Annotated in this window: 13 protein-coding genes and 2 pseudogenes; 8 read left to right on the top strand and 7 right to left on the bottom strand. The window is 29.9% G+C overall.

Going from position 1 to position 22069, the window contains the following annotated elements; all coding sequences use genetic code 11:
* Positions 1–638: 638 nt before the first annotated feature.
* Positions 639–1052, bottom strand: a complete 414-nt coding sequence (locus tag WBAF_RS01960; RefSeq protein ID WP_121463377.1) for an H-NS family histone-like protein — start codon at positions 1050–1052, stop codon at positions 639–641.
* Positions 1053–1789: 737 nt separating this feature from the next.
* Between WBAF_RS01960 and WBAF_RS02700 the strand changes: the two are divergent.
* Together WBAF_RS02700 and WBAF_RS01955 are read left to right on the top strand one after the other, a co-directional pair.
* Positions 1790–1911: pseudogene (locus WBAF_RS02700) on the top strand (thymidine kinase); the annotation flags it as partial.
* A gap of 735 nt (positions 1912–2646) precedes the next feature.
* Positions 2647–3291, top strand: coding sequence for a YchE family NAAT transporter (locus WBAF_RS01955; protein WP_121463376.1), 645 nt, complete (start codon positions 2647–2649; stop codon positions 3289–3291).
* A 1057-nt stretch (positions 3292–4348) separates the two neighbouring features.
* Here WBAF_RS01955 and WBAF_RS01950 read toward each other — a convergent pair.
* Positions 4349–4612, bottom strand: coding sequence for a LapA family protein (locus tag WBAF_RS01950; protein WP_121463375.1), 264 nt, complete (start codon positions 4610–4612; stop codon positions 4349–4351).
* A 488-nt stretch (positions 4613–5100) separates the two neighbouring features.
* Here WBAF_RS01950 and ribA point away from each other — a divergent pair, with 488 nt between their 5' ends.
* On the top strand, positions 5101–5703 hold the full coding sequence (gene ribA, locus WBAF_RS01945; protein ID WP_121463466.1) for a GTP cyclohydrolase II: 603 nt from the start codon (positions 5101–5103) through the stop codon (positions 5701–5703).
* Between the two features lie 744 nt (positions 5704–6447).
* Here ribA and topA read toward each other — a convergent pair.
* Together topA and WBAF_RS01935 are read right to left on the bottom strand one after the other, a co-directional pair.
* Entirely contained in the window at positions 6448–9048 is a 2601-nt protein-coding gene (gene topA / locus WBAF_RS01940) for a type I DNA topoisomerase (RefSeq protein WP_121463374.1), read from the bottom strand.
* A 595-nt stretch (positions 9049–9643) separates the two neighbouring features.
* Complete coding sequence (locus WBAF_RS01935) at positions 9644–9844, bottom strand: hypothetical protein (RefSeq protein ID WP_256388156.1); 201 nt, start codon at positions 9842–9844, stop codon at positions 9644–9646.
* Between the two features lie 312 nt (positions 9845–10156).
* Between WBAF_RS01935 and WBAF_RS01930 the strand changes: the two genes are divergently transcribed.
* Positions 10157–10906, top strand: a complete 750-nt coding sequence (locus WBAF_RS01930) for a YciK family oxidoreductase (protein ID WP_121463372.1) — start codon at positions 10157–10159, stop codon at positions 10904–10906.
* Between the two features lie 350 nt (positions 10907–11256).
* Here WBAF_RS01930 and ahpC read toward each other — a convergent pair whose 3' ends face one another.
* The 3 genes from ahpC to WBAF_RS01915 all read right to left on the bottom strand — a co-directional run bounded on the left by ahpC (position 11257) and on the right by WBAF_RS01915 (position 16466).
* Entirely contained in the window at positions 11257–11838 is a 582-nt protein-coding gene (ahpC, locus tag WBAF_RS01925; RefSeq protein ID WP_121463371.1) for an alkyl hydroperoxide reductase subunit C, read from the bottom strand.
* Positions 11839–13051: 1213 nt separating this feature from the next.
* Positions 13052–15175, bottom strand: a complete 2124-nt coding sequence (gene pta, locus WBAF_RS01920) for a phosphate acetyltransferase (RefSeq protein WP_172575487.1) — start codon at positions 15173–15175, stop codon at positions 13052–13054.
* Between the two features lie 88 nt (positions 15176–15263).
* Entirely contained in the window at positions 15264–16466 is a 1203-nt protein-coding gene (locus WBAF_RS01915) for an acetate kinase (RefSeq protein WP_121463369.1), read from the bottom strand.
* Positions 16467–16892: 426 nt separating this feature from the next.
* On the opposite strand from WBAF_RS01915, the gene yfbV reads away from it, so the two are divergent.
* From yfbV to WBAF_RS01895, 4 genes and pseudogenes are all read left to right on the top strand, one after another.
* Complete coding sequence (gene yfbV, locus WBAF_RS01910; RefSeq protein ID WP_121463368.1) at positions 16893–17330, top strand: terminus macrodomain insulation protein YfbV; 438 nt, start codon at positions 16893–16895, stop codon at positions 17328–17330.
* 1409 nt (positions 17331–18739) lie between these two features.
* Positions 18740–19633, top strand: a complete 894-nt coding sequence (locus WBAF_RS01905; RefSeq protein WP_121463367.1) for a LysR family transcriptional regulator — start codon at positions 18740–18742, stop codon at positions 19631–19633.
* A gap of 736 nt (positions 19634–20369) precedes the next feature.
* Positions 20370–21479, top strand: coding sequence for a tRNA 2-thiouridine(34) synthase MnmA (gene mnmA, locus WBAF_RS01900; RefSeq protein WP_121463366.1), 1110 nt, complete (start codon positions 20370–20372; stop codon positions 21477–21479).
* Positions 21476–22063, top strand: a pseudogene (locus WBAF_RS01895) (lysogenization regulator HflD). Before mnmA ends, WBAF_RS01895 begins: the two are co-directional and overlap by 4 nt.
* Positions 22064–22069 lie beyond the last annotated feature (6 nt).

Raw genomic sequence — 22069 nt, 5'->3', positions numbered from 1 at the left:
TATTGTATCACACGATGTCTGTTGTAGCAAAATAAATAAAAAATTTTGATGGCTTCTTAGATAAGAAGCTATTTAAAATTTTGTTTTATGAACGATAAATTTATTATATTAAATATTTTAAAAAATTAACCATTTTATATCAGGCCGAAAGCAGTATAATTTTTATATATATTATTGCATGAATTGTGTTTCCATTTTTAAAATTTGTTACAAAAATATTAAAATCGTAAAATTTAATATTATTAAGATAATATAAAGTATTTTAAAATTGTTTAGGATAGTTATGGCAATATTATTTCTAATATTTAATTAAAATTATTTTTAATAATATCTTTTTATTATTTTAAATCACATTTATATTATTTATAATATAAATATTTGATAAATAAAATATCACTATACTAAATAATTTTAATTTATCTAAAATTATTAATAAATTTTTATTTTATATTGATGTTTTTTTATGGAAATAAAGTTACTCAAAAATGCATCATAATTTTTATCTTAGCTTACTTATTATAATGTATTTTAGTATTCTTAGTGTTATCTTATTTAGTAAAAATTTTTGCTTTGATACTTATCATCAATTAATGTTATTAACATATGTAATAAAAATAACCTAAGTATAGAAATAATATTTAAATTAAAAAAAACTCTATTTTTTTACCTTGATTTAGTGCACTTTTGATGACAGCTGGTGTACGACCTTGACCGGTCCAGGTTTTTATTTCACCATTTTCATTTTTATATTTATATTTAGCCGGTCTTACTGCGCGTTTAGTGCAGCTAGATGTTTTTGATGAAGTTTTTGCAGTAACCAGATCATCTATACTGAGTCCTTCGCCTTCGAGTAATGTAATATACTTTTCAATTTTTTGACTATGAGCTTCTAATTGTGCTCTCGCTTGATTCTCATCTTCGCGACGCTCATTTATAACAGTATTGAGTTTATCATTTATTTCTTGTAATGAGTCTAACGATATTTCTCTTGCTAGCGCACGTAAGGTACGAATATTATTTAATAATCTTAAATATTTTAATGAATCGCTCATTTTCATGCTCTCAAATTAAAATTTATGTTTGCTGATATCTTCTAATAATAGAATGCTATTCTATTTTCCGCAATAGTGAAGTTGCAAAATTAAATTTATTGTTTTTAACAAATTAAACTTATTGGCAAAAGCAATATAAGCTATCATTAGATAAATATTATACATCTTGTATAAAATGCATGGGATACTTAAAAATATATAATAAAATCATAGTATTTATTTTATATTTAAATTAAATTGAGATGTAAAGCTAATATTTTTTATTTTTATTCAACTTTATGGTATGTAACATAAACTTAATTTTAAATTAATATAGGTAAAATAGTTTTCTTATTAAGCTTTTATTAAGTTATTACTAATAGCTATCTAATTTTTATTATAAATATTAACTATTAATAATATTTAATTATCATAATGTATGTAGTAAACTTTTAAAATATTTGTCTAAACAGATAAATAGGAAATAACTAAGAACTAAGTTTTAGTAATATTATTCAGCAAGGAATACTGCAGTTAATACTATTATTTTTATGTCTAAAATAGATACCATATTAATTTAATATAAAGTAACTTCACAAAATTTTTAGTTGCATATGCAATGTTATTTTCACAACAGACAGATATAATGATATTAATAAAAGAAAAGATAGCTATAAAAAAATGAATTGTGTATTAATTGATGAGTTTTTTAAAACGAAAAGGAAAATTAGTAAGCTTTATTAAATTGTTAATTATAACCTGTTCTGTGTTATGGATTAAGAACAGATTTTAACATAAAGTTATTTATTGGCAGTAACTAGCTGTTAGCTTGGACATATAAACTTATAAAACTATAAAAATTTGTTATGGTGGACGTAAATAAAGTAAAGTTTTGCAATTAGATGATAATAAATATGCTCTCTATTAGAGAGAGTTTAAATTTGCCGCAATGAAAAATATATTTCAGGCTAGCATAGATATTACTTGGATGCAAGTAATCACATCAAATGGATTAAAATGGATAAAAAACTATTTTTAGTTGTTATAAATAATTTTTTACTACTTTTATTAGGGTGTTTCTTAAAGACTTAGGTAAAACAATATCAAAAATAGTTTCTGCATTATGCACCTGTTGGCTGGCTATCGAATACTTTGAACTATTTTGATAACTTATTGGCAAATATTATTTTAGCAGTGTTAAATATTGCAAAATTTTTTCTGCATAGTCTTCATTAGGAAGAATCAAAATTCTTAAGAGTACTGATTAGCTTTTAGTAAGCTAATCAACTTTATAATTACCATTATAAAAATAAGCAAAAAGCTAATTTATCAATAGCGGATAAAGATATTTATCAAAAAAAACATATTTAATCAATTTAGTAATAAATTATATAAGGATAATATAAATTAGTAGTATCAGTGAATATTGAACAATTAAGTTCGCCAAATTTAGTATTACATACTAAGTTATAAACTTATGGTTATTATAATTAATTTTTGAATTTTAGCTAGATTAACGCTAATATAAAATAATTTTTATGTATATGCTATACATTATTTGTTATAAGCAATTAATTTTTAGCTAAGCGTTAATATTTAATTTAGGAACTCAATTATGATTAGTACTTTACTGGATATTCCTAATTATATTAAGTTTTTTCTCGGGCTTTTTGTGTTAGTTAATCCCATAGGTATTTTACCTATATTTATTAGCATGACTAATTATCAATCTGTGACAGAAAGAAATCGAACTAATCTAATAGCTAATTTTTCTGTAGCAATTATTTTATGTATTTCGTTATTATTAGGTGAGTATTTTTTAAAATTATTTAGTATTTCTATTAATTCTTTTCGTATTGCTGGCGGAATAGTTATTATAGCCATTGCTATGTCTATGATTAGTGGTCGAATATGTGAAAATAAGCATAATAAACAAGAACAATCAGAAACTGCTGTTCGTGATAGTATTGGAGTTGTTCCTTTAGCACTACCATTAATGGCTGGGCCTGGAGCAATCAGTTCATGTATTATGTGGTATTCTCATTGGCTAGGCTGGCAAAATTTAGTTGGTCTATCGTTAACTTGTATCTTTTTTTCTTTTTGTTGTTGGTTACTTTTTCGCTCAGCAACAATTCTAGTTAAGTATTTAGGCCAAACTGGAATTAATGTTATTACTCGTATTATGGGATTATTATTAATGTCCCTTGGGATTGAGTTTATTATTACAGGTACTAAATCTGTTTTCCCAGGGTTACTTTAAACGAGCAATAACATCATCACTAATTGATATTTATCATTTATTGATGATATTGATATTGTCCCAAAACATCAATTAATATTTTTTTACCTAAAATGGTAAGTTTTATGGATTTAAAATCTATTAGGCAATTAATTTATATAGGGTAGAAAAAACTATCTTGCTAATAACAAAATAGATATTACTCTCTATCTAATAGAGTGATTAATAATGGAAAATTTCCATATTTCTTGCTAGCTAATATGTTTAATGAGGAGTAAGAATACGTGGCGTTTCTATATTTTCAACAATTAATATATACTTGTGCCATAGGTAAATATGTGCCTCTATTAGAGTTATAACAATATTATTAATTATTTTGTTATTCACTATAGTAATATTAAATTGATAACACAATTCCATTTTAGTTCAAATAGCTTTTTAATAACACATTTATTATTTTTGATCTTTTCTGTTTTTATTATTTCTGCTAAATAAAGCCTCACAATCACCGTAAACACATTGCTGGATATTCAACTAGCTAAATAATGATAACATTCATAAAGCATGGCTAAAATGTAACTTAATCTATATCTTGATCAAAAGCTTGCTTAAGTACTCAAATTATTGTCTAATATTTAAATTAGGTGATATGAATACGCCCTTTCATAATATAAACTCTGCTAGCATTGTTATATGATTGGCGTTATGCAAAAGATCATAAGAACTTAGTTCTAATAATACTACTAAGCGATAAATATTATTTAATTTGAAGATTGATAATTTTAGCAGAAAAGATTACCTAATGTTATAGTATCTTCAAATACCGAAATATCTTATTTTAGTATATCTAAAAATAAATTAACGGATTTATATTATTGATTAGATAGTAATCAATTTATACCAACGACATACTAACGAGATAAAAGATAAGTATCTGATTGTTTATTTTGTTGAACATTTCTGCATTGCCTGCCTATGCCAACAATAGGAAATAAGCAATAATAAAGCAGCTTTAACATAAAAAATTATCTTTTTTATTTTTAATAAATGCAACTTCAGTATCATGTTAATTTTGAGTTTATTTAACTAATTTACTTTCTAGGCATTTAATCTTACGTCTTGCATTTGATAATAAAATTAATGCCTTAGCGTAAAATACACCGCAAATAAGCCAACCTAGCAAAAATCCCACCACAAAAAGGACTGCTAGTAATATTGATATTGGATAGTCGCCTTTAGAAATCAAATAGTTAAATGTTACTATTTGATTATTACTTGAACCAAGTGTCACAGAAGCAATAAAAATGACTATAACAAGTAATAAAATTAAAAAAAATTTCATATTTTTCCTGAATGCTAGAAAAGCAGTTGGAAAACTTTTCTTTGCTTAAGTTAGTATCTAAACGTAATAAATAAAATTAATTATATCAATACTGACCATGTATGTTTATTGAAATAAACATTTCAATGGTAGATAACAGAATGAGTTATAATAATAATGATAATCGAGCAAAAATATTTTTAATGAAAAATTTACTTATTGAATTTATCCTATTTAGGGAAACCATAATGTTGCTATTATTAAATAAAGCAGCAACATTAATTTTAAAAACTCTATCTAAATTGATAGACAAAATGTGCTTATAGTTAAAATAGTTCATTTTTTAATAATTATATTGTAGTAACATAAATATAATCTTATCTGCTGATGATATCAGCTAGACCAGTAAAATATATAGGTAAAAATGATTTGATTACTATATCTAACTATTTTTTAACAAATTTTTCCTTAATTTTCAATTCAGAGTTTCATTCATTATGTATAATACTATGCAGCTAAAACGTATAGCTGAAACCAAATTACCCACTCCTTTTGGTGAGTTTCTACTGGTTGGTTTTGAAGAAATTATTAATGGTAATAATCATATCGCACTTATTTATAATGATATTACTGATGTAAAACCAGTTCTTTCCCGTATCCACTCCGAATGTCTGACCGGTGATGCCTTATTTAGTTTACGTTGTGATTGTGGCTTTCAACTAGAAGCTGCACTTAAACAAATTGCACAAGAAGGTCGTGGAGTGCTTCTTTACCATCGTCAAGAAGGTCGTAATATTGGATTATTAAATAAAATCCGCGCATATGCTTTGCAAGATCAGGGTTTGGATACAGTGGAAGCCAATTTAAAACTTGGTTTCAAACCTGATGAACGTGATTTCACTGTCTGTGCTGACATGTATAAATTACTGGCGATAAACGAAGTTAGATTATTAACTAATAACCCTAAAAAACTAGAAATTATGAAAGAAGCCGGAATAAATGTTGTAGAACGAGTTCCTCTCATTGTTGGCCGTAATCCTAAAAATAGTGACTATCTCAATGTAAAGGCCAGCAAGTTAGGCCACTATCTATCTGATAATACTAAAAAATAAACTTTCTGTTTTTTATAGAACAATTTTTGATAATTTAAATTAGTTTATTTTAATATTTGATGAATAACATACATAATGCTATGACAAAATTATTCTAATTCAGTAATTTTATCTTATTCGGTATCCTTATAATTATTTACTAACTTATAGTAAGTTTATTATAAATAATATAAATATTATTTATAATAATCAATAATATAAACGAATAAGTTACAAATTAAATTGTACTTATATTACTAATAATTAATTATATCCTAATTATTTAATATGAATATAAATTTTGACAAAATTTATTAATTCGCTGAAGGCTAAAAATAACAATCTAAACATTACCGTCTACTTTTACTAAAGATTTTTTATCCTAACTTTAAATGGCATTAAATAAATTAATTTATTTAAATATATCGTAAAATTTTTACTTAAACCACCACTACCGAATATTTCAAGGTGATCTCATTATCTACACTTTCATGGATCATTAATGTTATATGCTTAATTTTACTTATTAATTTTCAAAAATGTTATAAAACGGCATAATTAGCATTACCATTTTAATTCATAAATAACCAAGGTAAGCAACCTACTATATGAACCTTTATCTTGACGTGTTTTATTAGGATCAAAGTGTACTACGATTTTTTCCTATTTTGTTTTCGTAATCTTAATGTCAACAACGGATTAACTATTTATTATCTTTTCCATAGGCTACATAGCCTTGTTTAATTATAGAAAATAGCGCAAATTTTATTTATTTTTTTCTAACCATTTACCATCAATGTAAAATACACACCAGCCTGTGGCCTTACTATTTTTTTCTGAGGAAACATATTGTTGTTTAGTATTACTACTAAATCTAACAATAGTTTTATTGCCCTCAGGATCTACTAACGGTGCCTGGGTTAAATAAATAAATTTAGCTGGCAGACGATCTTTAAACCGCACCAGTTCTTCAACTAATGCTACTCTGGTCTCTCTTGATTTTGGAAAAGTGTTAGCTGCTAAAAATATTCCTGCCGCTCCATCTCTTAATACAAAGTAAGTATCAGATTTTTCACAAATTAATTCAGGTAGTGGAATTGGATCTTCTTTAGGTTTAGACACTTCACCACTTTTTAAGATCTTGCGAGTATTTTTACAAACCTCATTCGTACATCCTATATATTTGCCAAATCTTCCCATTTTTATATGCATTTCTGAGCCACATTTCTCACATTCAATAACAGGCCCATCATAACCTTTAATGCTAAATTCACCTTCTTCAATATCATAACCATTACATACGGGATTATTACCACATACATTTAATTTATATTTATTATCAATAAGGTAACTATCCATTGCAGTGCCACATTTAGAGCATCGTAGGCGGGCTATCAAAGCCTTTGTCTCTATATCTTCTTCTTCACCTACCATAATATTCGATAATTCATCCGAAGGAATTAAATTAATTGTTTTTTTGCAACACTCTTTTACTGGTAAGCTATAACTAGAACATCCTAAAAAAACACCAGTAGAAGCAGTTCTAATACCCATTTGTCCGTGACAGTCAGGACATTCAATCGATGTTAATACCATCGGATTAAGACGCATACCGCCTTCTTCGGGGATCTTATTTGCACTTTCTAACTGCTTGGTAAAAGCAGTAAAAAATTCATCTAATACACTCTTCCACTCGATCCGAGCGTCTGCTATCAAGTCAAGCTGATCTTCCATTCGAGCAGTAAAATCATAGTCCATTAATTCACTAAAATTTTCCTCTAACCGATCAGTCACTATTTCACCAATTTTTTCAGCATAAAAACGGCGATTTTCAATTTTTACATAGCCCCGATCTTGGATAGTTGAAATAATAACCGGATAGGTTGATGGTCGACCTATGCCACGTTTTTCAAGCTCTCTAACTAATGAAGATTCACTAAACCGTGCAGGAGGTTTAGTAAAGTGTTGGCTAGGAAAAAATTTGTTTAATTCAAGCTGACTACCAACTTTTACCATTGATAATATTTTACCTTCATCACCATTGTAAAATGCAGGCATAACTTTAGTCCAACCATCAAAAAGTAAAATACGCCCTTTAGCCTTCAAATTAAAATCTTCACCTTTGACGGTTAATGTTATAGAATTAAATTCTGCTGGTGTAATTTGACAAGCGACAAATTGATTCCAAATCAGCTGATACAGTTTTTTAGCATCCGCTTCCATATCTTTCAGAACATTAAAATCAACGTCAATATTAGAAGGACGAATAGCTTCATGTGCCTCCTGAGAACTTTTCTGATTTGTATATACATTAGCCTGTTTAGGCAAGTATTTTTTGCCAAAGTTATGGTCAATATAATTACGGGCCATATTTAAAGCATCCTGACTTAAATTAGTTGAGTCAGTACGCATATAAGTAATATAACCAGCCTCATAAAGGCGCTGTGCCATCAGCATGGTCTTTTTAAAGCTAAAGCCAAGAAGTGTACTTGCCGCTTGTTGTAGAGTAGAAGTAATAAAAGGTGCGCTGGGATTACTAATTGTGGTACGATCTTCACGATCTGACACCTGATAATATGCATTTTTTAATAATGCGACAGCAGCATCAATTTGTGCTTTGGTAACGGGCTTAAAAGGCTTACCTTTTTCATGTGTCACTTCCATTCGAATCACTGCCGCATCAACAGTCAATAAATCGGTATGGAGCTGCCAATACTCTTGTGGCACAAATGCTTTAATTTTGCGTTCTCGTTCAACAATCATACGTACAGCGACTGACTGCACACGACCAGCAGAAAGTCCGCGAGCAATTTTTTTCCATAATAACGGTGAAACCATGTAACCTACAACCCGATCTAAAAAACGTCGAGTTTGTTGAGCATTAACACGATCAATATTTAATTTCCTAGGATTATCAAAAGCTTGCTTAATGGCATTTTTAGTAATTTCATTAAAAACTACTCTACTAAAGCGTTGATTATTACCGCCAATCACTTCTCTCAAATGCCAGGCAATAGCTTCTCCCTCACGATCGAGATCTGTTGCTAGATAGATCTGCTCAGCAACAGAAGCTAACGATCTTAATTCAGCAACGACTTTTTCTTTTCCAGATAAAATATTATATTTCGCTTCCCATCCATGATATGGGTCAACTCCCATTCTATTTATAAGCAATTCGTGTTCATTTTTTTTTACTTTTTTAACCTTGTTACCTGAATTTGTATTACTTTGTGAGCTGGAACCACCACTTTTTGGCAAATCACGTATATGACCTAAACTGCTTTTAACAACGTAGTTATTACCAAGATATTTATTGATTGTCTTGGCTTTGGCTGGGGACTCCACAATAACAAGAGCTTTACCCATATTTATCTTTACCTTAAATATTGCTTAAGCGTACTTACTTTCCAGTAAGATGGAATTAAATCTTTTTTTTAGATTGCGGCAGATTCATAATATATCAACTTTTTTTGCTTAAATACTTCACCATCAAGATAAAACAATTTGTTAATTCATCCTTTAATCAGATTAAATAATATAATTATATCAGCAAAACAATGACAAAAGTAAGTCATCGTAAATAATAAAAAGCCCACATTTTTATAAAAAATGATACGTAACTACTGATTTTATTCATTGATGTTGTTGTAACAAAAAAACTGCCTCGTTCAAAAAGTTATATAAATATAATTTATAAAAAGCCAATATTTATTTCTTGATCATAACTTCTTATCTGCATTTTCCACCATATAGCCTATTTAAAAGGCACTTTGATAATTTCACTAGCATTTGATTGATAACAATGTCATAATTAACGCTTAATTTATCAATTTAATCTTTTAATTTATCAATTTAATCTTTTTTCTTCACTAATTAATAAATATTAGGTACTTGCACAATCACACCACACTAATATAAAAAATAATAAAAAAAAGAGAAGCGCCAATGGAGACACCAGCTATCACCTGGCAGCTATATTATCACATTTTTCCCGTAAACTATTTAGTTTAGAGGCAGCTAAACTATAACAATGCATAACATCAACTAGCTTTTCAGACCTTAATACTGACTCTTTGTAATTAGCAATTGACATAATTGCTGTAATTTCTTCAGGTAATGCATTAACTTTATGAGCATTCACGCTTATTTTTAAATTAATCACAAAAAAAAAAGTATTTATTAGCGTTATTTAACAAACTTTAGCATCTAATTTTTATTTTTTTAACCAAACTTTATATTCAGTCTTACTCATCTTAATATATTGCATTTCACGCTAACGTTGACAATACGCTTCCTAAAGTAAAAAATAATCAATGCTATTAATGTAGTAGCAACAAATCATCCGATGAAATAAATCCTAAGATTATATCTTTCTTTACAGAAGATAAACAATTGAGATACTATAACTAAAAACTTAATAAAGTATTTATTACTCTCATTAATACTTTTGAATAATCAAAAGTAGGAAAATATTATGGTATATTACCAAGCTAAAGCTAATTTACTTAATCAAAAAACCATTATAATTACAGGAGCTGGCGATGGTATCGGACGTGAAGTGGCATTTACATATTCACGTTATGGTGCTAATCTTATTTTAATCGGTAAAACAACCGCAAAACTAGAACAAGTTAAACAGGAAATTATTTCTAAAATAAATTTTAGAGCTTCAGTTTCTATTTATACCATGGATTTTTTATCGCTCACCGAATCAAAATGCCATGAATTAGCAACTGACATTAGCCAACGTTATCCCTATCTTGATGGTGTATTACATAACGCAAGCATATTAACAAAAATTGCGCCGATTATCGAACAACCTATAAAACTTTGGCATAAAGTAATACAAATAAACGTTAACGCAACTTTTATGTTAACACAAGCACTACTACCACTACTTTTACAAGCACCAAATAGTTCACTGATATTTACCACTTCAAGCGTAGGCAGACGAGGTCGTGCTAATTGGGGGGCCTACTCAGTTTCTAAATTTGCAACGGAAGGTTTAATGCAAGTATTATTTGATGAATATAAAAATACTAATTTAAGGGTTAATTGTATTAATCCTGGTGGTACAAGAACAAAAATGAGAGCTTATGCTTTTCCTTTAGAAGATCCTATGAAGCTAAAAACTCCACAAGAAATTATGTCAGTATATCTTTATCTAATGGGAGAAGATAGTATTAAAGAATCAGGACTAAGTTTTGATGCACAGCCAGCCTAATTGTAACCCAGGTTATGTATAAACCCCCATAATTAATAATAAGTTAAGTGATGTAACAATTATCAAAAAAAGTAATTACTAAATTAATGGGCTCTATATTTTTTTACTGAACGCTAATATCGCTACAGTAAAAATTATACTTAACGATTAAGAAACACGAAAAAAACTACCATAATATTATGTTGATTAACTTTATAATAAAACATAACTACTACAATAATGCTATCAACTTAATCTGCAGGATTATACACTTTAAGTGAATATTTCATTTTGCTATTAACATTATTATATCATTAAAAAACCGGGTGCATTAGCACCCGGGTACAGTAAATAAATTACAAAGTTGTTAACTATCCTACTAAATCAAGTGAAGGTAACAATGTTGCTTCCCCTTCTTTCCACTTGGCTGGACATACTTCTCCTGGGTGGCTTGCTACATATTGCGCCGCTTTGGTTTTACGTAATAGATCAGTTGCATCACGTCCAATACCTTCAGCAGTAATTTCAACTGCTTGAATGATACCGTTATGATCAATAATAAACGTACCGCGATCTGCTAATCCTAATTCTTTTTGTTCACCATTTTCTTGATACTTGCGCATAACATCAAAATTACGCGTTAATGTCCAACTTGGATCACCAATCATGGTATATTTAATTTTACTAATAGTGTCTGAATGACTATGCCACACTTTATGTGTGAAATGGGTATCAGTTGATATTGAATAAATTTCAACGCCTAGTGTTTGGAATTCTTCATAGTGATCAGCTAAATCACCTAATTCAGTTGGGCAAACAAAAGTAAAATCAGCAGGATAAAAGAAAAATATGCTCCATTTACCTTTAATATCTTTTTCAGATATATTGATAAAATTTCCATTTTTAAATGCGGTATTTTGAAAAGGTTTAATTTCTATATTAACCAAAGACATTTTACTGCTCCCTATCTATTTGATAGATATTTTAATTATTACGTTTAATTGCCTTTACTATTAACCTAATAGGTATATTATAAATAAATATAAAAAAATAATGACTAAAATTACTAGTATAGTATACTATAATAACTTTGAAGCTTGATAACATGCTGATTGTAACCAGCACGCAACAATTATTTTATTACCTAGCTATTATTAATAAGTATATGCTAATTAGTTTTAAGGTACAATAAAATAATTCATTTCATTATGATTACCCTTCTAAAGAATAATGTAACCAATTAGGTATGCCAAATAACAATAATATTATTGAAGTTTTGATTTAAAATTATCTGAATTTTAATTGTTAATAAGGTATTAATTGGTCGAGATATTTTAAACCCAGTACATAATATAAAACTTTGATCTATATTGTACGGATGATTTTCCATTTGAATTAATTGGGCCAGCATTACATTATAGTTTTATAATACATGTTTAATAGCATAGGAGTAATAAGAATGAACCTTAGGATTCATTCTTATCGCGTATATTGCTTGGTCTAATACTTATAGAATTTTAAAATTATTAAGTTGTCCTAATTTTTTACTAACTTAAGCGGTCAATATTAAAAAGTAACATAGTGCTTACTAGTGTAAGCACATTTTACTAACTTAAAATCAGATCAAGGATTATCAATCAAATAAGGTTTACTGGATATAATTTTTGCGCTTCACGATAAAATTTTACCAGATAGGTATCATGATTAAGAATGAAGGCGTTACTAAAGGCTATGCTTTTGTAATACTGTAGTTATTGTGCTTTATGTAGTTGAATTGAGATCAGGTTAGTGAATGGCTTAGTAATAGCTGATTAGGGTTTTATAAATTTAGTGAAGTGATTAATAATCTTTATATGATTTTATAAAATTTTTGTAGTTTTTTTACTTTTAATTTAAATTAGATTTTTTATCTACTCATACTACTAATAATAGTTTATTTTAACATACTATTTATAATGGTTAATTATATTATAAAAAATATAAGTAAACAATTTTATTACATATTTTAGATAAACTATTATCTTGTTAATGATAGATGATTATCATCTTTATTATAGATAATAATATTATTAAATAATAGATTAAGGTTAGTTTCAATTAAATATTAATTCAGTAAAAAAGCTAAAACACAATAAGCTTTAGATTTTTTGTTAGTGATAAAATTAGTTATTTTAAATTTGTATTTGCCTGAATCGTGGTGATAGCAATTGTGTAAACGATATCATCCACTAGTGCACCACGTGATAAATCATTAACAGGTTTACGCATACCTTGTAACATCGGGCCTATAGAAAGTAGATTAGCGGAGCGTTGTACAGCTTTATAAGTGGTGTTGCCAGTATTCAGATCTGGAAAAATAAACACCGTAGCTTGGCCAGCTACCGGTGAATTTGGTGCTTTAGATTTAGCTACATCTGCCATAATAGCTGCATCATATTGCAGTGGACCGTCAATCACTAAATTTGGCTGTTTTACTTGCGCTAAACAAGTTGCTTCACGCACCTTGTCTACGTAACTACTGGTACTGGAGTTACCTGTAGAATAAGAGATCATTGCTACGCGTGGCTCAATACCAAATGCTTTGGCAGAATTAGCTGACTGGATTGCAATTTCTGATAATTGTTCGGCTGTTGGGTCTGGATTTATCGCACAGTCGCCATAAACTAATACCTGATCAGGTAATAGCATAAAAAATATAGAGGAGACAATTGAGCTACCAGGCGCAGTTTTGATCAGCTGTAACGGTGGGCGAATAGTATTGGCTGTGGTATGAACGGCGCCGGAAACTAAACCATCAACTTCATTTTTTTCCAGCATCATGGTGCCTAACACAACATTATCTTCTAATTGTTCTCGCGCTACTATTTTAGTCATGCCTTTATTCTTGCGCAGCTCAACCAAACGCTCAACATAATTTTTACGTACTAATTTAGGTACCACAATTTCAATTCCGGCTCCTAATTCAACTCCTTGTGCGGCGGCAACAAGTTTTATTTCATCTGGTTCACCTAACAGAATACAGGTAGCAATACCTTTTTCAGCACAAATAGCCGCTGCTTTTACCGTGCGGGGCTCATTACCTTCCGGTAGCACGATTCGTTTATTAGCTTTACGCGCAAGCTCAGTTAATTGATAACGGAAAGCAGGTGGTGATAGCCGTTTAGGTTGTTCTGAATCAGCAGTCAGTGAATTTATCCATTTTTGATTGATATGCAAAGCAAAATAATTTTGTATTTTTTTTATCTGCTCATGATCATCTGCATGCACTTTAAAACTAAAACGATGTAGACTTAATGAAGTTTGCCAAGTATTAGTATCTACCATAAGTACCGGTAAACCAGTTTCAAAAGCATGTTTACAAAGATCGTGTATAGTCTTGGCAAGAGGGTAACTGCCAGTTAAAAGTAAAGCACCAATTTCAATGCCATTTATTGATGCTAAACAAGCAGATACAATAATATCATGACGATCAGAAGATGTTACCAGCAATGAGCCGTGACGAAGCATCTTAATTATATTAGGCACACTACAGGCACAGAAAATAACTGATTTGATGCGCCTGGTTTTTAATTTACCTTCATTGATGATGGTAGCATTCAGATGGTTAGCAATATCAATACCACGAGTCGCTATTAGGTCAAAATTCCATGGAATACAACCCAATATAGGCAGCGGACTATTGCTAGCTAATGTTTTAATATCAATTTTTTCGATTGTAGCTTTCTTTGATTCATCAAAGATTTCAGATAAATCATGATAAATATGTCCATGTTCATAACCAGGTGCATTAAGTTTATTAATAATAACTCCGGTGATATTTTTATTTTGTACACCACCAAACTCTGCTAGGGCTAATTTAATACGCTCTTTTAACTGTTCTGGTGTGTTATTACCTAGTGTGGTGACAAAAATAATGTCAGCACCCATCGCTTTGGCGATATCATAATTTAATGATTGAGCAAAAGGGTGCTTGCTAGTTGGAATTAAACCTTCAATCAGAATAACTTTTGCCTGTTGCTTATTATAATGATAATAGGCAATAATTTCTTCCATTAAAATATCTTTTTTATCATTAGCCAGCAAATATTCCACATAACTCATTTTTATAGGGTTAGCTACCTGAACCATAGAATTTGAACGTAATACTTCAATTGTCTGATCTTTATTACTAATACAAGGTTGAGCAATAAGGTTTAAAACCGTTAGATTGACTCCTTTTTGCTCCATTGAGCGGACAACTCCTAAAATTACGCTAGTTAAGCCAACGCTAATTTCAGTCGGTATTAACATTATTGTACGGGACACAGACACCTCATTAACAATTACAGTATATTCAACTCAGTACTGCTAATTGGTAAACTAGCAGTTTATAATCTATTTATGCCGTTAAGCAGATCGTGTTCTGAGCAATAACTAACTCTTCATTCGTTGGAATAACAAGAGCAGGAATGCTATTATCAGTGGTGATCTTGCCTAATTTACCAAAACGTGTGGCTAAGTTACGATCGTGATCATACTTGATACCTATCAAAGATAATTTTTTAAGCGTTAATTCACGTACTAGAGCTGAGTTTTCACCAATACCTCCGGTAAAGATAATAGCGTCTAGTCTTCCTTCCATTAATGCACAATAAGCAGCGATATATTTAGCTAAACGATGACAGTAGACATCCATTGCCCGTTTTGCATCAGGCTTAGTGCCATAATTTTCTTCAATATAACGACAATCGTTGGTGAAATCAGTTAATCCAAGTATGCCAGACTCTTTAGTTAATAATTTATTGATCTTATCAACACTCATGCCCATAGTATCATGAAGATGAAACACAATAGCTGGATCGATATCACCACTACGCGTTCCCATCACTAAACCCTCAAGTGGAGTGAGACCCATCGAGGTATCAACAGATTTACCATTAACTACTGCTGTTACTGATCCGCCATTACCTAAATGGCAAGTAATCACATTAAGTTCATTAATCGGTTTATTCAGTTCCTTTGCTGCTTGTTGAGAAACATAATAATGGCTTGTACCGTGCGCTCCGTAACGGCGGATACCGTGCTCTTGGTAAAGATTATAAGGCAAAGCATATAAATATGCTTCAACTGGCATAGTTTGATGGAAGGCTGTATCAAATACAGCAACATGTTTGTCATTTAAATGTGGAAATGCTTTTTTAGCTTCTTCATATCCAAGAATGCCAGCAGGATTATGTAATGGAGCAAATGGAATAGATTTTTTAATTCCTTCAACTACTTCATCATTGATGATAACTGATTGGGTAAATTTTTCACCTCCATGAACAATACGATGACCAATAGCAGAAATTGCTTGGGCTAATTCTGGGTTTTGAGTTAGAATTTGATTTACAAGGAAAGCCATAGCTTCGCTGTGAGCAGCGTCTGCACCTAAAGCAACTTTGTTTTTAGTGCCATCTATTTTCCATTTAATACTGGATTCTGGTAGATAAAAACATTCTGCTAAACCAGATAGTTGTTCTTGACAGTTAACAGGATCAATAATAGCAAATTTAAGGGAGGAGCTCCCGCAGTTGAGGACAAGTACCAGCTTACTTAACATAGAATTACCTACTATATCGTTATCATGAAGTCTTCTTTGTCAGATTAACTATGAAGACTAGGGTTAATAAATATTAATCTAATGGAATACTAGTAGTATAACTACTACCTGGGAGAGTATTGAATGATTAATATTATATTTACATAAAACTATGATATTTTAATCTTATTTTTTTAACTAAAAAACTATATTTAAAATTTTGATATTAAAGATATAATATAATATTAACATTATGGATTGAAAACATAGTAATAGACCCAATATAAAACTTATATTGTATAATTTTTTTCTCTAAATGAGAAAAGTAGTGGCATAAGTAAATTAATGTTGCCATATAAAGACAACTAAAAAGATTTTATGCTTTATACATTATACATTTTAAAAAATTTTTACATGATAAATTAATTTAAGTAATGTGAGGTATTAATGAATACGACACCAGACACGACCCAGTATTTCTTGCAAAAGTTAAAATTAGGTCTGGAGTATGCCAAGACATTTCCATTAGAAAAATGTTTGAGGCCTATGTTCCCTGAACATCAGGTGATCATAACTAGCAGATTTGCTATTCGTTATATGCCTATTGTTGCTGTTTTTGCTCTTACTTGGCAGCTGGCATTAGGTGGTCAGCTGGGCCCGGCTGTAGCGATAGCTTTTTTTGCTTGTAGCTTACCTTTACAGGGATTATGGTGGTTAGGTAAGCGTTCAGTTACGCCACTACCATCAGTATTATTGGGTTGGTTTTATGAAATACGTGAAAAATTTAATCAAGCTGGAATTGATATAACACCTGTCAAGGGAACACCGACTTATCAAGCATTAGCCGAATTATTAAACCGTGCTTTTAAACAATTAAATAGATAGTTTATTAGATTGTTAGCAGCAAACATGAATAAAATTAGCAAATAAGTTTTTTGATTATTAAAAATAATTTTTAGATAAAAAAACAAAGATATAATGCGATGATTTAGTAACTTTACAAAGTAAAGTAATAATAGGAATCACCAATACCATTAATCTTATATAAAAAGTATAAGATACTATACTGATCATATATTTATAGACATAAATAATTATCTGATGTTTACGAGCAATTTCAACTATTAAATTGGGAAATCAATTTTGTTCTTCATCACATATTCACAGCTTTACCATCGGTAATAGATACCACAGCAGTCCATAATTTAGAGGCGGGAACTAACATTTCATCGTTATTATTCAATAAGGATTATATCTATTGCACGGTGAGTTCAGAAACACCGTTACCAATAAAATAAAGCTTCAATATTAATGTCAAGCATTCCTTTATATTTAATGTGTTGCATAATTATTTTTCAGTTGGATAAAAAATTTTTTAGAAAAACTATAACCTTGTTAGTGGGTAATATTACATTAAAAATTAAATAAAATTTCTTCCTTAAATTAGAAACAAAAAAGTACAAGCACTTTGTAGCGTCCTCAAGACGCTTAGCTTTTTTGAGAACTGGCTATATTATGTCGTAGCATATCCAATCTATTGGATTTACTTATTCATTTTTTCTATTTGAAACTCAATGTAATGTTAATAGAATATGAGTAAATTTTCTGTATATTTATATTCACAATATACTCTTAGTTGAAAATTTTTTGAAGATAGAAGAGAAGATATAGGCTTATTTTTAGTTAAAAGGTTGGTTTTAATAACTTAAGTCAGCTAAATCTTTTTTTAATATCATCCATAAATTCAATACTATTTAAATTAGGCTTGATCTTTTTATATCAGATCATTTGTTAGTAAACAAAATAATTTACTCAGTAAATATATTTGCTAGTGCGTTGTTTGTTACAAATAATTGGTAGTTTCATAATAATAATATTATTTTTCTAACATATAATTAAAGGTATTATGTTATTACTATATCTGGAAAAAATTTTTTGGTGGCTGGTTATAAATATATAGTGTTCCTAGCTGCATTGTATTTGACAGTTTTTTTATAAAAAAAATATATTTTATTTATGTTTAGAAAATAGTTTTTGGGGCACAGGATTGGAATTTAAAATGTTTCTAATAAAAACAAGAAGATGAATATTTTACTTGGCATTTTGTGTATCAAAATGCCAAACATGCTTATTATTAATAGATTGAAGTTAATAATAGTGTATACACAGTAATAAATACTGCATTTATAGAAATAAATTATAATATGTAAGGCTTTATCTTTATTTTTTTACTTTCAATGATTTTAATATCTATTAAATTCACCAAAATAACAGAAATTATATAAGAGAATAAAATGATAAATTCAAATCGCCCAATTATGAATCTCAATATTGATTTACTTAGAACTTTTGTTGCCGTTGCAAATCTTAATACATTTGCCGCTGCGGCTGTTGCTGTTTGTCGTACTCAATCAGCAGTTAGCCAACAAATGCAGCGTTTAGAACAGTTAATAGGTCGTGAGCTTTTTAAGCGTCATGGACGTAATAAATTATTAACAGATCATGGTTTGCAGTTATTAGGTTATGCCAGAAAAATATTAAGGGCTAATGATGATGCCTCAGCTTCACTAAATTATAATGATACTAAAGGGGAGTTGCGAGTAGGTGTTTCTGATGATACTACTAATACTTTATTACAATTTATGCTTAATCGTATTGCATCAGTATATCCACGTATGACCGTTGCTATTTATATAAAGCGCGCCCGTATTATTAAAATAATGCTTGATAATGATCAAATAGATCTTGCACTAATATCAACAGAATTAAGTCAATATCCAAGAGAGTTTTTGCGTAATGCACTGATCTTTTGGCAATGTACACCTTATTTTAAGCATCAATTTAATGAACCAGTTCCTTTAGTTGTTGTTACTGATGAAACAAATCCATTTCGTAAAATAGCTATCAATACTCTTAATGCTGCTGGTATTAAATGGCGTATTACTTATGAGGCCGCTTCGTTATCGGCGGTGCTTGCAGCGGTTAATGCTGAAGTAGGTATTACTGCCCATCCGCTGGAAATGCAGACTAGCAATTTTAAAATTCTAAGTGAAAGCGATGGGTTACCCCGCTTACCAGAAATTAGTTATTGGTTATACCGTAATATTAGCCAGGAAAATAAGGATATTTTAATTCTATTTAGTGCAATTAAAAATAATAAAACCCCCTATCATAGTATAGACAATTAGCGAGATAATCAATAAAGAAATATTATAAATATGATAGTTAGAAAGTTTAAATTACATTAAGAACTTATTGAACCTTAAAATGGTTTTATTTTAGCTAATAATTGGTCTTATTTACCTATTTTTAAAAAATGATAGTAGTTAATATAATTTAATAAAATTAATTGTTTATTATTAACTGTGTTTTTCAACATATTTGTGCTGGCATAAAATGGCATAAGTAAAGCAATTTTAAAGCAAGTGGATTCTAATATTATGGTGTACAAAATATAAGTTACACTAGTTACTAACTGTTGTTGTTGGTTAAATGAGCAATCGCGTTTTCGCTAACGATATTTTGATATTTTCAGTTCAAGGTAAAAAGTATTAATAGAAATTTATTATATAACCAAAATATTGGTGAGAAGAAAGTTTAATAAAATTGCTATTTGTCTGCCTATTTTAATTTTTTCTAATCTAATTATGGTTATATCAGGTGTGATATTGCGCTAATTTCAGAGTAAAGTTAGGCAGCAACCTGCTGAACATTTATAATTTATAAGCAGATGAAACTACTTTTGCTACCGCTCGCGGTGAGCTATATGAATACACTAATATTAATGCCCTTAACCAGTAATTAATAAAAATTCATCTTCATACCGGCTAATAGAGATTAATACTATACTACTATAGTACAACTTGCTACTGCATGTTAAAATATTTAAGTTTACATTTACCCGCACCGCAATGAGATTTATTCATGTCAGATAAAAATTTTAAAAAAATCATCGTTGGTATGTCCGGTGGCGTTGATTCATCCGTATCAGCTTACCTGTTAAAAAAACAAGGTTATCAGGTTGCTTGTCTATTTATGAAAAACTGGGAAGAAGACGATAATGAAGAGTATTGCTCAGCAGCTACCGATCTTGCTGACGCGCAATCGGTATGCGATAAACTCGATATAGAGCTGCATACAGTTAATTTTTCTGCAGAATATTGGGATAATGTGTTTACAAATTTTATTGCTGAGTATAAAGCTGGCCGCACACCTAATCCAGATATTCTATGTAATAAAACAATAAAATTTAAAGCATTTCTAGAATTTGCTGCTGAAGATCTAGCTGCAGACTATATTGCCACCGGCCACTACGCTCGACGTAAAACTATTGCTGGACGTCACCAATTATTACGTGGTTTAGATAAAAATAAAGATCAAAGCTATTTTCTTTACACTTTGAATCAGGCTCAACTAGCACAAAGTATTTTCCCAATTGGTGAATTGGAAAAATCAGCAGTTCGCCATATCGCTGAAGAAGTTGGTTTAATTACAGCTAAAAAGAAAGACTCAACAGGAATTTGTTTTATTGGTGAACGGAAATTTCGTAATTTCCTATCGCGCTATCTGCCAGATAACCCAGGTCTAATAATGACAGTTGACGGTAAATTTTTAGGTGAACATGCGGGCTTAATGTATCATACGCTAGGTCAACGTAAGGGATTAGGTATTGGTGGTGTAAAAAAAACTAACAACGATCCTTGGTATGTTGTCGATAAAGATATTAAAAATAATCATCTAATTGTTGCCCAAGGCCATAATCACCCGCGTTTAATGTTCACAGGAGTTATCATTCAACAAATCCATTGGATTAATCCACCAGTATTAAATGAAACTAATAAATACACTGTTAAAACCCGTTATCGACAACTAGATATCCCTTGCACAATTAATCAACTTAATGGTAATAAAGTAGCGGTTCAATTTGACTACCCTATTGCGGCTGTTACACCTGGTCAATCAGCAGTTTTTTATCAAGATGAAATTTGTTTAGGTGGTGGCGTTATTGAAACACATATTCAGGAGTCAGGGTGAGCAAAATTTTTCATGATATTACTCTTGCATTTGCTGGCATTTGCCAGGCATGTCGTCTAGTTCAACAATGAGCTCATGAAGGTAAAATTGACGATAATGCGACAGAAGTGATGATTAGTAGCACAGTAAGTATTAATCAAACATCTATATTAGCTGTTTATGGTAATAGCGATGCAAATATTAATGTTGGCTAAAATACTTGACTTGCTATACTTACCGCTTCATGTAGTAATATTTACTATTATTTAGCCAGCTACTTATTAAGTCTCATCGTATTAGAACGCCCACTGAAAAAATTACATCGGCAAATGATAAACTTAAACGAAGTATTGAACTACTTCCACAATAAAAAAAATATTTTGAACCTAATGCGCTAGCAGGTATTTATGTAGATGTAATTAGTCCTATTGGACCGCGTATTCAGGTAATTGGTTCTCCTAATTTTCTAAAAAATACCACGATACAAGCTAAAGTACGTGCATTACTTTTTACTGGTATTCGTAGCGCTGTTCTCTGGCAACAAGTCGGTGGAAATCATACAATTAATGTTTTCTCGACGACAATTAATCAATAAAGCAAAATAAATTTCA

It is taken from the genome of Arsenophonus endosymbiont of Aleurodicus dispersus (assembly GCF_900343015.1).
In the GTDB taxonomy this organism is placed as follows: Bacteria; Pseudomonadota; Gammaproteobacteria; order Enterobacterales; family Enterobacteriaceae; genus Arsenophonus.
This window is presented reverse-complemented; position numbering and strand designations above follow the sequence as displayed.

Excerpts from the sequence above, each read along its gene's own strand:
- WBAF_RS01960 (WP_121463377.1), bottom strand. The coding sequence starts at position 1,052 with ATGAGCGATTCATTAAAATATTTAAGATTATTAAATAATATTCGTACC.
- mnmA (WP_121463366.1), top strand. The coding sequence starts at position 20,370 with ATGTCAGATAAAAATTTTAAAAAAATCATCGTTGGTATGTCCGGTGGC.
- WBAF_RS01930 (WP_121463372.1), top strand. The coding sequence starts at position 10,157 with ATGGTATATTACCAAGCTAAAGCTAATTTACTTAATCAAAAAACCATT.
- WBAF_RS01950 (WP_121463375.1), bottom strand. The coding sequence starts at position 4,612 with ATGAAATTTTTTTTAATTTTATTACTTGTTATAGTCATTTTTATTGCT.
- WBAF_RS01915 (WP_121463369.1), bottom strand. The coding sequence starts at position 16,466 with ATGTTAAGTAAGCTGGTACTTGTCCTCAACTGCGGGAGCTCCTCCCTT.
- WBAF_RS01955 (WP_121463376.1), top strand. The coding sequence starts at position 2,647 with ATGATTAGTACTTTACTGGATATTCCTAATTATATTAAGTTTTTTCTC.
- ahpC (WP_121463371.1), bottom strand. The coding sequence starts at position 11,838 with ATGTCTTTGGTTAATATAGAAATTAAACCTTTTCAAAATACCGCATTT.
- pta (WP_172575487.1), bottom strand. The coding sequence starts at position 15,175 with ATGTTAATACCGACTGAAATTAGCGTTGGCTTAACTAGCGTAATTTTA.
- yfbV (WP_121463368.1), top strand. The coding sequence starts at position 16,893 with ATGAATACGACACCAGACACGACCCAGTATTTCTTGCAAAAGTTAAAA.
- WBAF_RS01905 (WP_121463367.1), top strand. The coding sequence starts at position 18,740 with ATGATAAATTCAAATCGCCCAATTATGAATCTCAATATTGATTTACTT.
- ribA (WP_121463466.1), top strand. The coding sequence starts at position 5,101 with ATGCAGCTAAAACGTATAGCTGAAACCAAATTACCCACTCCTTTTGGT.
- topA (WP_121463374.1), bottom strand. The coding sequence starts at position 9,048 with ATGGGTAAAGCTCTTGTTATTGTGGAGTCCCCAGCCAAAGCCAAGACA.